This is a genomic window from Sinorhizobium sp. RAC02 (genome assembly GCF_001713395.1).
Lineage (GTDB): Bacteria > Pseudomonadota > Alphaproteobacteria > Rhizobiales > Rhizobiaceae > Shinella.
The window spans coordinates 694719-708742 of record NZ_CP016452.1; the positions used below are offsets into that span (position 1 = coordinate 694719).

A 14024-nucleotide genomic window follows, 5' to 3' on the forward strand; every position below is an offset into this window, starting at 1 on the left:
GTCAATCCGATGGCGGCTCGATCTCGATCATGACAGGCGCGTGGTCGCTGGTATGATCCCAGCTTCGTGGGCCGCGGCGGACGCTCGCCTTCTTCAGCCAGGGCGCAAGCGCCGGGCTGAGGAGGAGATGGTCGATGCGCAGGCCGGCGTCACGTTCGAAGGAGCCGCGCCAGTATTTCCAGAAAGTGTAGATGCGTTCCTTGGGGTGCAGGTGGCGGATTGCGTCGGTCCATCCCTGTGCGAGGAGATCGGCATAGGCTTTTCTGACCTCCGGTCGGAACAATGCGTCGTCGCGCCAGCGCTCCGGCGCGTAGACGTCGAGATCGGTCGGCATGACGTTGAAGTCGCCGATCAGCGCCACCGGCAGGTCGAGTGCGAGTAGGTCCGCCGCATAAGTCTGCAAACGCTCGAACCAGCGCAGCTTATAGTCAAACTTCTGGCCGGGCGCTGGATTGCCGTTCGGTAGGTATAGGCAGCCGATCAGGATGCCGTCGACTGCGGCCTCGATATAGCGACTATGGCGATCGTCGAGTTCTCCCGGCAGGCCGCGTCGCGTCAAGACGGGCAACCTACCCTTCGCGAGGATCGCGACGCCGTTCCAGCTCTTCTGCCCCTCCCAGACGGCCTCGTAACCTTCCGCCTGCAGTTCGCGCAGAGGAAAGCGCTCGTTCGGTGATTTGAGTTCCTGCACGCACACGATGTCGGGCGCATCTTCCTCCAGCCACCGAAGGAGGACGGGTAGACGGCCGTTGATGCCGTTGACGTTGTAGGTGGCGATTTTCATAAATTTCTCCTTCATCCGGCGATCAGGTGGAAGAGAAAACCGTCCATCAATTTCAAAAGTTCCGGCCGGGTATAGTGTCCAAACGGGCTGTGGTCTCTCGAAGCAGGAACATAAATGGCGATCGCGAGTTTGGTGGTGAATCCCCTTACCAACGGAGATAGGGATGCGTGACGATGCTGTACACCGTCCAATGCCGCCGCAACCCGCTCAGGAACAGGTTCCACCTGGTCTAACGAAAAACATGCAGCCTATTCCAGACCACGGTGAAGAAAGCTACGCAGGATCGGGGCGCCTTGAACAGAAGGTGGCGCTAATCACAGGGGCGGACTCGGGTATCGGCCGCGCTGTCGCGATCGCATTTGCGCGCGAGGGTGCCGACATCGTCATTTCTTATCAAAGCGAAGACGAGGATGCGAACGAAACGGCGCGGTGGGTTGAGGATGCGGGCCGACGAGCTGTCATCCTTCCTGGCGATATCACCAGCGAAGTTCACTGCGAGCATCTCGTACGCCAGTGCCTGGAAAACTTCGGCCGGCTCGATGTTCTCGTGAACAATGCTGCCTTCCAGCGAACCTATGCTGACATTAGCGATATCAGCACCGAGGAATGGGATCGAACCTTTCGAACCAACATCTATGCGCCATTTTTTCTCGCGCGGGCGGCAATCCCGCACATGAAACCCGGAAGCGCAATTATCAACACGACATCGATTCAATCACGCCAGCCGTCGCCCCATCTCCTAGCCTACGCCGCAACGAAGGGCGCGATATCGAATTTTACCGCTGGCCTTGCCGAAATGGTCGCTGACAAGGGCATTCGCGTCAATGCCGTCGCGCCGGGGCCAATATGGACACCGCTCATCCCCTCGACGATGCCGCCAGAAAAGACAAAGAGTTTCGGGAAGCAGGCGTTGCTTGGCCGCGCCGGCCAGCCCGCCGAACTGGCGGGAGCATTCGTTCTGCTCGCCTCTGATCTCGGCAGCTATATGACCGGTGCGATCATACCCGTCACGGGAGGTGAGATTATGATCTGAGCGAGGACATATGCGCACCACGCATTGGTCACTGAGACATAGTCTCCAGCGTGCGCTTACTCGATATCGCTGTCATCTTGGTCATTGGCGAGAGCCTTCGCCATCGCAACGAGTTTGCGGCGAACCTCTTCATTGGTAAGCGAGAGAAAATCTTGATCTAGCTCCAGGCCCTCCGCGGAAAGCACGAAGTCGTACAAAGTTTCGCTGGAGGCAGTGGCCTATTCTGACCGGGAGGCTCCGAGGTCAAAAAAACACGATACTGGAATCCCGAGAAATCGGGCGATGCTTTGCAAACGGCTCCATCCGACGCTATCTACGCCCGTTTTCGTGCTTTTGCACCTGCTGAAACGTCCCCCCACTTCAATGGCCAGTTTGGTTTGGCTAAAACTCAGCATTGCACGCCGCGGACGATTACGTCGACCGACCGTGATATCGATCGCATTGGGCGCTTTTGGCTGTGCGGTTTGCATAAGCTCTCCAACCTATTCCACCGACCGCTCCATAGGCCACGATACCTATGCAAACCGTCTAGAGCGGCGAGGCGGTCAGCAGCAACGCGACCGGCACACTGATTGCAGACGCTGTCAAAGCCACCATCGAGGCAATTTTGATTACTCGCGTCCGTCGGGCGCGCATTTCATCCCACTCGTACACCATAGGCATTCCTCCAAGACGGAAATGAAGCATTCGCGCCGGCCAGAGTCTATCTTGAAAATCGTTCGAACACCCCGACCCCTAAAATTCTTCCCATAGCAGAACCTGCTTTCTAGCAGTTCCAGTTTGCGGGACGGCGGTCGAGGAGCGATGTGGACGCATGATTAGTATGTCAAAGTTTAAAGCGGCGACGGTCGCACCGGCATAGGATCACATCATCCGGGGGTGGGCTGTTGCTGGAGTGTGTGTGCTTCAGCCAGCAGCAGTCGCGGCGAAAGGCCCGGTCCTGGAGGATCGGTCCTTTTTGCCTGGCACGCCTTTCGCGGCGGTGCCTATTTGAGCCAGCTGGATGTTGCGTTCGGCCCGCGTGCCGGCGGAAACTATCTATAGTCACGTGGAGCGGCAATCTCTTGAAATCGTAAGGAAGTCTCTTGGGTCCGGACCCAATAATTGGCTTTCCCTGAGCGCTGGGACATGATTCATTGCCGCGACGAAAGGGCGGTGAGATGTATGATTTCTTTTGGTTTTCCGATGCGCAGTGGGAACGGATCGAACCGCTCCTGCCAACGGATGTGCGGGGCAAGCCGCGGGTGGACGATCGTCGCGTGTTGAGCGGAATCGTCCACGCGCTGCGATGCGGTGGCCGCTGGGCGGACTGCGCCGACGTCTATGGACCGAAGAAGACGCTCTACAATCGCTTCGTTCGCTGGTCCGAGCGCGGCATCTGGGAAGGCATCTTCAGCGCACTTGCCGGAGCCGAAGATGCGCCGGACCGATTGTTCATCGATAGTAGCTGCATCAAGGTCCACCGCTGCGCAGGCGGGGGAAAAGGGGGGCCTTGGCTCATGGTATCGGCCGCACGAAAGGCGGACGGAACACCAAGCTCCATGCCGTCTGCGACGCGAAAGGTCGCCCTCACGTCCTGCTCCTGACGCCCGGCAACGTCCATGATTGCAAGGTGGCGAGGCTGTGTATCGAAGCCCTGCCGCCCTGCGCGCAGCTCGTCGCGGACAAGGGCTATGACAGCCAGGCTCTGCGCGAGTGGCTCGACGAGCGCGGTACCGAGGCTGTGATCCCGCCACGTCGAAATCGCAAGGTCCAGTACGAGTACGACCGCGCCGTTTACAAGCAGCGCAACGTCATCGAGCGTATGTTCTGCCGTCTCAAGGACTGGCGTCGCCTCGCCACCCGCTTCGATCGCAACATCAAAAACTTCATGGGTGCCGTCGCTCTCGCCGCGGCCGTCATCTGGTGGCTCTAGTGAGTCCGGACCCTTATCTGAAGCGCGCATTTTGGGAGGCGCACATGGATCATATTTTCGTCAAGACGGCATTTGAACCAGAGGAGCTACACGGCCTTAAACTGCTGTTCGACGAAATGACCGTGCAACCTTGGTTTGACGCCTCCGATGGCGCTAAGGAGGCCTTTGCCAAATATCTCATCGAAACATTTCCGGCCGGTGCCTTTGATGCAAAGAAGCATCGCTCGGTCGTCGAGGCGTCTGCGAGGATGTTCTACAGTCGAGACACGGCCGCTTAGATGCGAAAAGACGTTAACGGGCCGCTCCTTTTGAAGCGCCGCCAGCGCGAAGCAGTTTTCTGCAATTGGTCATCAGCGTCGGATAAGCTCCAGGGTGCGGTTGTCCGCCTCACCGTCGAAGTATCGTTCTAGGGTGATGCGAAACCGCGGAATAGTGTGGTCGCAAGCCTCGTAAAACAGCGTCATAGAAGAGCGGAACTTCAGGTCATCGGGCGAACCGAAGATGTCGTGAGCGGTTCGACCGCGATGGGTGAGAACGGCATCTGTGACCTGCGCAAGGCGGTCAGCCAGGACAGGATGTTCGAGATAGGCCCGTGCTTCTTCCAATGATACAAGTCCATAGAACTGGGCGGTCGGCGAACGGCCCAGTGCGCGCAGTTGCGGGAAGATGAACCAAATCCAGTGGGTCTCTTTGCGTCCCGCCCGCAGTTCGTCGAGGGCGGCAGCAAATGCGAGTTCCTGAGCGTCGACAAATCGTGAGAGCTTGAAAGGATCATGTCTATCCATCTAGGCCTCCACTCGTGCATCATCCAAAAAACCGCCGGACGCGCGGGCTCGCATCAGCGAGCCGTCGGAACGACTGGTTGTCGTCTCGGAAGTGGAGACGAAATCACCATCCGTCCACCGGAGATAGTGCGGCACGACATGGCGGCAAGACGGGGACACCAATGGCCAGAAATCGCCATTGCAAAGCCTTTGGCCGAAACTATTTCCTCATCACGAATTGACGGAGACACCTGCGATGCAAGAAATTGCCATCGACATCCTGTCCGATGACGCTGTTGAAATTACACTGCCTCGGCGATGCTTCGGGGGGAGCCAACCAGTGGTCTGCGCCTGCTGTGGTCAGGCTGGGCAGCCGATGGACGATGATGGGTGCGGGATCTGCGACGCCTGCCTCGAAACGCCTGTTCAGGTGTTGACCCATCCGGATGACCTTGATTTGTCGGATACCTTCCCCGATCCCTCGCTTACTGCCCGTCATCGATGACTACCTGCAGCGACGATCAATTGTCGCGCGTTTGTAGTCCTCATGGTCGGAAGGCGCTCCCCGATAAGGTTCGAGCGCCCTTCGTCTTCAAACCTCAGGGTGATGATGTCGGTCGCGATCGGAATGCCTTGCTTTCTGTCGGTGACGTCGCGATAGGCCGCCGTAAGGCGGTGATCAACTTGGGTCAGCGCCCATAACAAGGCCCTCGATGTCGTGCTTCTGGGTAATCGGAGCGAGCTCGTCAACGACGCGGCAGACGAGGTGCTTCTTGCCAATTTCAGGTAGGGCATCGTACCAGTCCCGGGTAACCATCATGTCGTGCAGTTCGGCATGTCCAGCGCCCGGCCTGTCCACACCCAGTACCAAGACAGGCCGCGCAATTGGGGACTGATGTTCCGTGCCACGGTGGACCGTTAGCGCCGAGCGGCAGGAAATGTCGCCGCGCTGCGGATACTTGCGTGTTGCACGTTCCTGGAAACGGCTCCAGAGCGCCTTATCCGGGAACATTTCGTGCTTCCATTCCCGGCCATCGTCGTATTGCGTTCCAGGCGCCACTTCGAACGGCCCCATGTCTTCGGTGACGTCGACACCGGTGAGGTTGAAGGCAAGCGCGGTGATCTGGCGGTCACGATAAGTATCGGCGGGAGATGGGAAGTCGCGGTGCCACGGCTGGTACTTCGCCCCCTGGAACGGTACGTCGAGGCCGATCTCTACGATCTGGTAGTCCGGTCCCAGCACATTGGTGCAGACATCCACGACCCATGTATGGGTGATGAGATCGACGAAACCGCGGAAGGCCTGCGGATGGATTTCGACATACCAGCGGCGTGGTCCCCGGCCGACCGCGCCCCCGGGTCTTTGGATAGCCGACCAGAAGGCCGTCATCATGTCTTCACGCATCTCGTCGGCCCATGCAGGGCTGAAGGCAGCCTTCAGCCCAATGATGCCGTCTGCTGCCAGCTGCGCCGTCTGCGCAGCGATATCGTAGTCGAATGCTGGCTTCGTGTTCATCCGGTTCTCCTCCCGATCTTCGGAAAGGCTACCTCTACTAATAATTATTAGTCAATGGCCGAATTTTATTAGTTAGTGTAGAGAGGGAAAAATGGGGGGTACATGAGCGGCGGGAAAACGAAGAAGCGCGTGACTATGATGGATGTGGCCAAGGCGGCAGGCTGCTCGCAGGCAACGGTCTCGGTCGTCCTCAACAATGTCACGGACATCAAAATATCCTCTGACCTTCGCGTCCGCGTGCTAGATGTAGCGCATAAGCTTGGCTATGGGCTCGCAAGCCCCATACGTCGCGCGGGCCTCGAAGACATCCGAGGTGGCTGTATCGGTTTCATCGTCGACCAGCTCGCGACAACCCCTGAGGCGGTCAACGCCATCGAGGGCGCCCGGCACGCTTCATGGGAGAACGATGTTACAATTCTCGTGGCGCAGACGCAGGGGCGAGCCGAAAATGAGCGAAAGGCGGTGGCGCGCCTTCTGCAGGCCGGAGTCCAGGGTATCGTTTACATGTCGATTTTCACCCGTCGCGTATCGCTCGACGCGGTCTTCGACGACCTTTCAGTGCCGCTGGTTCTGCTCAACTGCTACACCAGTGATAACCGTTTTCCCGCCGTCGTTCCTGATGAAATGACCGGGGGGCGCACGGCCACGACATCCCTCATCAAGAAGGGGCATACACGCATCGCAACGATCGTCGGTGAGAGCTTCATGGAGGCCGCGCAGGATCGCCTCGCGGGCTATCGTACGGCGCTGGCGGAAGCGGGGCTTAACTACGATGACGCCCTCGTGGCCGAAGGAAATTGGACGCCGACATCCGGCTTCGAGGCAACACAAAAGCTCCTTTCACTTCGAGAGCCGCCTACGGCGATCTTCTGCCAGAACGACAAGATGGCGATGGGCTGCTTCATGGCGATTGGCGAAGCAGGTTTGCGCATTCCCCAGGACATCTCCGTCGTCGGCTACGATGACGACGAACTGTCGCGCCATTTGCGGCCACAACTGACCACCCTGGAGCTTCCGCACCGACCGATGGGAGCCTGGGCCATCGAGGAACTCGCAAAGAAATCCCGCTCAGGGCACCGCAGCCTTCATAAGGTCGTATGCACGTTCATCGCCCGGGGCTCGATCAGTCGCAAGTCGGCCTGACATGACGACGCGGGTGCAGAGAAGAGAGACAGGTGATTTCTGCGGATGGATATTTTGGACCTCGCACTTGAATGAGAGCATGCAAGGCTCAGTGACGTAAGCCGAAGCTGAGGTCAGTACTCAAGAGTGTGGGACAGCCGTTGCAAGTGCCACGGCGATGTCTCGGTTGCTAAGACGTGTGCATTGATTTGCGCAACGCTAAACACTGCTTGGCTCGAAAGAACTACTGCGCCGCAACAGTACGCCAATCGGTCGACAATACTCCCCATTCGCAGACGCTCAGGATGGTCGTGATTATCACATGGTAGACTCGGCATAAGCCCGGCGACAGGCGGTCTGGCCCGCGCGACTGCCTCCCTACAATGTGCAACTTTCGCACGATGCTTAAAGGGCGAGAAAGCCCATGGCATGAAGAACGAGCCAAAGTGGTAAGCCGACGGTCGCCAAGGTCGCAGCGCCCACCGACAGCCACTTAATTGAATAGGCGCGCCGAGCGCGCTTTGCGTCCCACTCGTAGACCATTTGAAACTTCCCCTTCGCTTGAAATCAAACACGGGTTACGGGGCGAGTCGAGTCATCAGAAAGATATAGAGAAGAGCAATGGCAAACCCTAAGCTCACCATGCTCGCCGCGTGCACGTCACTTTCACGCGTACGGGCGCGTGCCGCCAATCTATGCAGGGCGCAGTGTTTAGACGCCAAAGAGAATCCACGGCGGAATGCCAAGCATCATAAGCCCGGCTACCACCAGCGCCCCAGCCGCTAAAAGAGTATGGTCTTGCTTTCTTTGCTCTTGCGATCTGCCTCTCATAGCGCTCTCCCAGCTTGACTGATCGGACGCTCAAATTCACATTCGGCCCTCTTTGTTCCGACCTCCACCACAAAAGTAAAACGCCGTGAACGGAGCGGCATCCTTTGCCGCTCTGTGGGGCCGTACCGTATTTCCGAACGGCTTCTCCACCTTCCGTTTGAGGTGCTTCATGCGGTCGCCTACGGGCGGAGACGCGAGAGGACATTTTCCCTCGCCGCTATGTTCTCCGAGGTCTAACCGGAGACGTGCGGCCAGGTGCAGCCTATTGGTGCGGAGCTCCAGAAAGGCGCGGTTGGCGCGCTCTGCCGGTGAAAGGATTGGGGCGGTCGGAGCGTATTCGGATGGGGAGCTCGGCAAGAAGCACCAGCGCGCGCCGCCCGACGGCCGCCTTCGAAGGTACCAGTTCGGAAAACCGCCGCGATCCTTTCTACCTCCCAGATAAGGCTGTGATTGGACAATGAGCTGGCGTCGGGCTGTCGCGGGAAGGGAGCTATGCCTATGGAACGTTGCCGGTGATAAATAAGACCGATGGAGACCTCCACACCTTGTCCCGCGGGGGTGGGAAGCTATCTAACCTGCAGATTGGCAGAGGGGGGCGTGCTTGACCGAGTGGCTGCAAACGATTGGGGCAAACTTCGACTTCCTTCCGCATCTGGGGTCGCTTCTCTTCGCCTATGTGCTTGCCTTACCGATCGGTTGGGACCGCGAAAAGCACGAGAGAAGCGCCGGCCTCAGGACGTTTCCCCTGGTGGCGATCGCAAGCTGTGGCTTCATCCAGGCCGCGGAACCGCTCATTAGTGGCAACGCTGAAGCCACCGCCCGGATCGTCGAAGGTTTAATCACCGGAATGGGCTTCATCGGAGGCGGCGCCATCCTCGTCGTGAAGGCCAGCGTACGCGGCACGGCAACGGCCGCAAGCCTATGGGCGACGGGCGCTATCGGAACCGCCGTCGGGCTCGGCTCCTTCGACACGGCAATCGTGCTCTCTCTCGTAACATTTCTGACGTTGCGCACCCTCTCAAACCTCAAAGAAGAGGGCAAGGATGACCGCCGGGAGGGCGAATAACGCTCCTGGGTCGCTGATGACGGTGAAATAACCCACGGAGTTTGCTCGTCGGCTATCTCGCATAGGCTTCTTCCATCACTAGCTTTGTTACGCAGGTCTCACCGTCACAAGATTCGCCCTCTGAACGGCGTTCGGTATTCTGCGCGTCGAGTGGCCGACAATCCTGACGAACGCTATCTGCATTTGCCTTTCCGGACTAATCCTCATCAAGACGCTCAGCGCGAAGGCCGCATCGAACGGTTGACACCCTAATCGTGTATCTGCCGCGCCGGCATGCTGCTTCGATGATCTTTGGAGGTCGGTGCTCCGCCCCGCTTCCCCTGAAACATTCTTTCCAATTGACTACACAGGAAAGAACATATAGTGAACATATATGAAGAAATCGCTGCAGCAACGCTTGGCCATCCTGTCGGATGCCGCCAAATACGACGCCTCGTGTGCCTCGAGCGGAACAGTCAAGCGCGACTCCGCTCGAACCGGCGGGCTGGGCTCTACGGAAGGGGCGGGGATTTGTCATGCCTATGCGCCGGACGGGCGGTGTATTTCGCTCCTCAAGATCCTGCTCACCAATTTCTGCATTTTCGACTGCGCCTATTGTATCAACCGCTCCTCCAGCAACGTGGAGCGCGCCCGCTTCACGCCGGAGGAGGTCGTATGGCTGACCCTCGAATTCTATCGACGCAACTATATCGAGGGGCTGTTCCTGTCCTCCGGCATCATCCGCTCGCCGGATCACACGATGGGCGAGATGGTGCGGGTGGCGCGGGACCTGCGCACCGTGCACGGTTTTCGCGGCTACATCCACCTGAAGTCTATTCCCGATGCCGCTCCGGAACTGATCGAGGAGGCCGGGCTTTATGCCGATCGCCTCTCCCTCAATATCGAACTGCCGACCGATGCCGGCCTTGGGCGCTTCGCGCCGGAAAAACGTCCCGAGGGAATTCGCCGCGCGATGGGGGAATTGCGCCGGAAGATCGAGGCGGCCGATGACCCGACCTTGCAGACCAAGCGGCGCAAGCGTTTCGTTCCCGGCGGCCAGAGCACGCAGATGATCGTCGGCGCCGATGGCGCGGACGATGCCACAATCCTGAAAACCAGTGCCCGGCTCTATAGCGGCTACGGGCTGAAGCGCGTCTACTATTCGGCCTTCAGCCCCATTCCCGATGCCTCCCGCGCGCTGCCGCTCATCAAGCCCCCGCTGGTACGCGAGCATCGGCTTTACCAGGCGGACTGGCTCTATCGGTTCTACGGTTTCGGCGTGGAGGAGATCACCGGCGCGACGGGCGGCATGCTGGATCTCGACATGGATCCCAAGCTCGCCTGGGCGCTCGCCAACCGCCAGGATTTTCCGGTTGACGTCAACCGGGCGGAGCGCGAGCGGCTGCTGCGTGTGCCTGGCCTCGGCACGAAGACGGTCACGTCCATTCTCTCCAGCCGCCGGTTCCGGCGTCTCAGGCTCGAGGACCTAGCGCGGCTCGGCGTTTCGCTGCGCAAGGTACGTGCCTTCATCGAGGCGGAGGGCTGGGTGCCGCTGCGGCTCGCAGATCGCGCCGATCTGAAAGCGCTTTTCGCGCCGAAGCCGGAACAACTCTCGTTGCTCTGATGCAGACGATCCCGCTTTCCGGACGAGGCGATTTCTCTGAGTGGCGTGATGCGGCGCGGGCCCTGGCCGCGGCCGGCATTTCGCCCCGCATGGTGGATTGGCGCATCCGTGGCCTAGGCGATGAACTGTTTGCTGCCGATGCGCTGCCGGATTTGCCGAAGCCCGACGAGAGTGCGCCGCCGCTCACCGTGCCGCCCGCGTTCCTGTCCTTGGCCGAGGCAGTCGTCTGTCACACGGAGCCCGGCCGTTTCCACCTGCTCTACAGGCTGCTGTGGCGGCTGCAATCCGACCGCCACCTGCTGGAACTGGACTCGGACCCGGATGTCGCCTGGGCACGGCTGCTTGCCAAGAACGTCAAACGCGACGGCCACAAGATGACGGCTTTCGTGCGCTTCAAGGAGATCGCCGGCCAGATGAACGGTCGGCGGCGCTTCTTCGCCTGGTTCGAGCCCTCCCATTTCGTCGTCGCCCGGACTGCACCCTTCTTCCGCGGGCGCTTTGCCGACATGGACTGGATCATCGCGACGCCGAACGGCACGGCAAGCTGGGATGGCGAAAGGCTGAACTTCGACGCCCGGCCGGGCGAAAATCCTGGTCATGGCGATCCGACGGACGATCTCTGGCGGACCTATTATGCGAGCATCTTCAATCCGGCCCGCCTCAAGCTGAAAGCCATGCAGGCGGAAATGCCGAAGAAATACTGGCGCAACCTGCCGGAGGCGGATCTCATTCCCGGCATGATCGCCAATGCCGAGGCGAATGTGCGGGCCATGGCCGAACAGGCGGCGAAAGATCCGCCGTTGTTTCACTACCGTCTTCAGGAAACGGCGCAGGCCATGCCCAGGATCGAGCCTCTTGGAGCCGGGACCATCGAGGCCCTGCGGGAGGAGGCGCGCGGCTGCACACGCTGCCCGCTGCATTGCATGGCAACGCAGACCGTTTTCGGCGAGGGGCCGCAAAGTGCCCCTCTGATGATGGTGGGCGAGCAGCCGGGTGATCAGGAGGACCTTGCCGGTCGCCCGTTCGTCGGCCCGACGGGAAAGGTCTTCGATGCGGCGCTGAAAGAGGCGGGCCTCGCCCGTGATGCTGTCTACCTCACCAATGCGGTCAAGCATTTCAAGTATGAGCCACGCGGCAAGCGGCGCATCCATGAGAAGCCAAACAAGGGAGAGATCGACCATTGCCGCTGGTGGCTGGCAAAGGAGGTAGATCTTATCAAGCCGCGGCTTGTCGTTTCGCTGGGCGCCACCGCGCTCTATGCGCTGAGCGGGGAGCGCAAGCCGCTTGACCAAATGCGCGGCAAGACGCTCACCATGCAAGGCAATATCGTGCTCTACCCGACCATCCACCCTTCCTACCTGCTCCGGGTGCCGGACGGGGCCGAACGCCGGTACCAACAGGCCCGCTTCGTTGAGGACATAAGGCATGTTCGGCAGTTGGTGGAGAGGCTTGAGGCGCTATAGTGAGCTGGCGACGTGTGCCTTGCGTCAAAGCTGGAACGTTCCGTTCTCCTCGCCATCCCAGTACTGCACGCGCTTGCCCTGGACCTTGATCAGCACGAGGCCGGGCGTTTCAACACCTTGCGGGAACCAGCGGTCAAGATCAGGTACCCAGTGCTCCCCGAACTGAGCCATGTCGCGAATGAGGCTTGCTTCGCCTTCGATCGATATGAACATGCCGGGCTTTCCAAGCAGGCTCGGCGGTTCCGTGAAGGACAGCGTTACGTGCGCATCACGGCCGATATCGGCGACCTTATTGGTATCGGTAAAGGAAAAGAACCAGGAGTCGCCATCGTACTCGACATCGCCATTGTTGCTCATCGGGCGATTGGTGATAGCCCCCGATCCTCCGTGGGTCGACATCATGCAGAAGTCGATCTTCTTCAGCTTTCGGGCGATATCGGCAAGCAGAGTCTCGGACATGGCGCAGAACCTTCGCAAAAGAGTGAGACGCGTACACGTAGGCGCTTGAGTGCCTTTCGCTGGCCGTAGTGAGAAGGCGGAAAACCACAATGTCCATGTTTTCTCGTGCGATCGACACAGCCCTCGTTAATAGAGGAAATGGAGAAGGTGTTGGAAGGTTCCGCGGATTTATACTGGGTCACTCATAAGCCGATTGCATTCGAAGACGCCACCTCTGCCTTCACAAGGGACTTCCATGCGGCAGTGGGCTGCCCCATTCCCTGAAGTATATCCATTGACGTGTCGCTCACTTTCAAAAGCGCCTTGGCGCCCGCCGTCTCCGGCACACTTCGATCCTTATCCCTGTCACCGAGGTTACGCCTCTTTGTCAGTGCGACGTATACGTTCGGGGCATCGCAGGATCGCGCTGACGGAGGGTACTGCAGCATGCTGCAACCGCGACGGAAAATTTCGACGTACTCGCCAAATCAGTTGCCGTAATTTTACCGGCGAAGTCATCGCGCTCATGGGGCCGTTTGGGACGCGCACCGAAACTATGAGCCGGCAATGGATGCATGCGCGAGGCGCGGTTGGCTCGTTACTCCAGGCTGAGACGCCACGAGTGGTTCGCGAGATGACGGCCTATCGAACCCTCTTGTCGAAATTATTCAGAGTGAGAGAAAAATGCAGTTGAAGCGGTTCGGCCTTTACCTTGCAGCCCCCCTATTGGGCACATCGTATGCGCTCGCAGGCTCGGTCAGTGGTATAGTCGTTGATGATCAAGGCAAGCCGGTGGCTGGCGTCCATGTTGAGGTCTTGTACCAGACCTTCAATTCGGACCAACTTACGGGGTATGGTGAAAGCATCAAGGCAGAAACAGTGTCTGGGCCCAATGGGCTTTACACGCTTGACACCACTTATTTGCCTCGGGGCGAATATTCCGCGCATGCCTATCAGGTGATCGTGAATGGTGACGAGGAGGTGAACGTCGATGCTGTGGGCAGCGATCCCTCTACCTTCACAGGGAGTGCCGACACGATCCGAAACTTTTCCGTAGGAATTGTCGAAATCTCTGACGACATGCCCTACGGCAATGCTGGAATTGTCGTCGTCAACAATGCTATCAGGGACTACACGGACCTTAGTGGTACCGAGATCACGCTGGTGAACATCGAAACGGGCGCCACGTACGTTAAGACGGTGCGCTCGACCGGCGAAGGCCTTGTCGTCACCGGAATCCCTTTTGGCGCGTATCGCGCGTCCGCTCGTCTTTCAGGTCGTTCAATGCAGATCGCGCTATGGGGGCCGGGAGAAAGTGACGTCTTCGCCCTAACCGTCGAGCACAACTTTACGATGGGCTATTCCGGGAACCAAATGCAGGTGGCTGTGAAGCCCTGAGCCCATCCTTGCGACATTGGCAAGGTTGTTCACTCATGCTTGGTATCACGAGCCTGTCTCGACCGGTCAGTCGCGGAGCAGCGCAGCTAAA

The 14024-nt window shown here is 59.2% G+C and carries 12 protein-coding genes; 8 read left to right on the top strand and 4 right to left on the bottom strand.

Features of this window, described 5'->3' with window-relative positions; translation table 11 throughout:
• Nucleotide 1 precedes the first annotated feature (1 nt).
• Nucleotides 2-784, bottom strand: a complete 783-nt coding sequence (xth, locus tag BSY16_RS24395) for an exodeoxyribonuclease III (RefSeq protein WP_069062402.1) — start codon at nucleotides 782-784, stop codon at nucleotides 2-4.
• Between the two features lie 163 nt (nucleotides 785-947).
• On the opposite strand from xth, the gene BSY16_RS24400 reads away from it, so the two are divergent.
• From BSY16_RS24400 to BSY16_RS24420, 3 genes are all read left to right on the top strand, one after another.
• Nucleotides 948-1817: an SDR family oxidoreductase gene (locus BSY16_RS24400; protein ID WP_171902480.1), complete on the top strand. Its 870-nt coding sequence runs from the start codon at nucleotides 948-950 to the stop codon at nucleotides 1815-1817.
• Nucleotides 1818-2977: 1160 nt separating this feature from the next.
• Nucleotides 2978-3732, top strand: a protein-coding gene (locus tag BSY16_RS31710; RefSeq protein WP_502695997.1) for an IS5 family transposase whose coding sequence is annotated in 2 segments (ribosomal slippage) — nucleotides 2978-3319 and nucleotides 3322-3732 — 753 coding nt in all. Because the reading frame shifts where the segments join, the coding sequence is not laid out codon by codon here.
• A 44-nt stretch (nucleotides 3733-3776) separates the two neighbouring features.
• Nucleotides 3777-4010, top strand: coding sequence for a hypothetical protein (locus BSY16_RS24420; RefSeq protein ID WP_069062404.1), 234 nt, complete (start codon nucleotides 3777-3779; stop codon nucleotides 4008-4010).
• A 72-nt stretch (nucleotides 4011-4082) separates the two neighbouring features.
• Here BSY16_RS24420 and BSY16_RS24425 read toward each other — a convergent pair whose 3' ends face one another.
• Nucleotides 4083-4517 (bottom strand): DUF1810 domain-containing protein, encoded by a 435-nt coding sequence (locus tag BSY16_RS24425; RefSeq protein WP_069062405.1) that lies wholly within the window; start codon nucleotides 4515-4517, stop codon nucleotides 4083-4085.
• A 658-nt stretch (nucleotides 4518-5175) separates the two neighbouring features.
• Nucleotides 5176-6012: a phytanoyl-CoA dioxygenase family protein gene (locus tag BSY16_RS24435; protein ID WP_069062407.1), complete on the bottom strand. Its 837-nt coding sequence runs from the start codon at nucleotides 6010-6012 to the stop codon at nucleotides 5176-5178.
• Nucleotides 6013-6114: 102 nt separating this feature from the next.
• Between BSY16_RS24435 and BSY16_RS24440 the strand changes: the two genes are divergently transcribed.
• The 4 genes from BSY16_RS24440 to BSY16_RS24455 all read left to right on the top strand — a co-directional run bounded on the left by BSY16_RS24440 (nucleotide 6115) and on the right by BSY16_RS24455 (nucleotide 12097).
• Nucleotides 6115-7155 carry a LacI family DNA-binding transcriptional regulator gene (locus BSY16_RS24440; RefSeq protein ID WP_069062408.1) on the top strand — a complete coding sequence of 347 codons (1041 nt, stop codon included), beginning with the start codon at nucleotides 6115-6117 and terminating at the stop codon, nucleotides 7153-7155.
• A gap of 1411 nt (nucleotides 7156-8566) precedes the next feature.
• Nucleotides 8567-9031, top strand: a complete 465-nt coding sequence (locus BSY16_RS24445) for an MgtC/SapB family protein (protein WP_069062409.1) — start codon at nucleotides 8567-8569, stop codon at nucleotides 9029-9031.
• A 373-nt stretch (nucleotides 9032-9404) separates the two neighbouring features.
• A complete protein-coding gene (locus tag BSY16_RS24450; RefSeq protein WP_069062410.1) occupies nucleotides 9405-10634 on the top strand; it encodes a putative DNA modification/repair radical SAM protein in 1230 nt (409 codons plus the stop codon).
• A complete protein-coding gene (locus BSY16_RS24455; protein WP_069062411.1) occupies nucleotides 10634-12097 on the top strand; it encodes a UdgX family uracil-DNA binding protein in 1464 nt (487 codons plus the stop codon). Before BSY16_RS24450 ends, BSY16_RS24455 begins: the two co-directional genes overlap by 1 nt.
• Before the next feature lie 24 nt (nucleotides 12098-12121).
• On the opposite strand, the gene BSY16_RS24460 is transcribed toward BSY16_RS24455, so the two are convergent.
• Nucleotides 12122-12556, bottom strand: a complete 435-nt coding sequence (locus tag BSY16_RS24460) for a pyridoxamine 5'-phosphate oxidase family protein (RefSeq protein WP_069062412.1) — start codon at nucleotides 12554-12556, stop codon at nucleotides 12122-12124.
• A gap of 663 nt (nucleotides 12557-13219) precedes the next feature.
• Here BSY16_RS24460 and BSY16_RS24470 point away from each other — a divergent pair.
• Nucleotides 13220-13933: a carboxypeptidase-like regulatory domain-containing protein gene (locus tag BSY16_RS24470; RefSeq protein ID WP_069062414.1), complete on the top strand. Its 714-nt coding sequence runs from the start codon at nucleotides 13220-13222 to the stop codon at nucleotides 13931-13933.
• The last annotated feature ends 91 nt before the right edge of the window (nucleotides 13934-14024 follow it).

Bases quoted from the DNA above. Each gene is read 5' to 3' on its own strand.
- xth (WP_069062402.1), bottom strand. From the start codon at position 784: ATGAAAATCGCCACCTACAACGTCAACGGCATCAACGGCCGTCTACCC.
- BSY16_RS24400 (WP_171902480.1), top strand. From the start codon at position 948: ATGCGTGACGATGCTGTACACCGTCCAATGCCGCCGCAACCCGCTCAG.
- BSY16_RS24420 (WP_069062404.1), top strand. From the start codon at position 3,777: ATGGATCATATTTTCGTCAAGACGGCATTTGAACCAGAGGAGCTACAC.
- BSY16_RS24425 (WP_069062405.1), bottom strand. From the start codon at position 4,517: ATGGATAGACATGATCCTTTCAAGCTCTCACGATTTGTCGACGCTCAG.
- BSY16_RS24435 (WP_069062407.1), bottom strand. From the start codon at position 6,012: ATGAACACGAAGCCAGCATTCGACTACGATATCGCTGCGCAGACGGCG.
- BSY16_RS24440 (WP_069062408.1), top strand. From the start codon at position 6,115: ATGAGCGGCGGGAAAACGAAGAAGCGCGTGACTATGATGGATGTGGCC.
- BSY16_RS24450 (WP_069062410.1), top strand. From the start codon at position 9,405: ATGAAGAAATCGCTGCAGCAACGCTTGGCCATCCTGTCGGATGCCGCC.
- BSY16_RS24455 (WP_069062411.1), top strand. From the start codon at position 10,634: ATGCAGACGATCCCGCTTTCCGGACGAGGCGATTTCTCTGAGTGGCGT.
- BSY16_RS24460 (WP_069062412.1), bottom strand. From the start codon at position 12,556: ATGTCCGAGACTCTGCTTGCCGATATCGCCCGAAAGCTGAAGAAGATC.
- BSY16_RS24470 (WP_069062414.1), top strand. From the start codon at position 13,220: ATGCAGTTGAAGCGGTTCGGCCTTTACCTTGCAGCCCCCCTATTGGGC.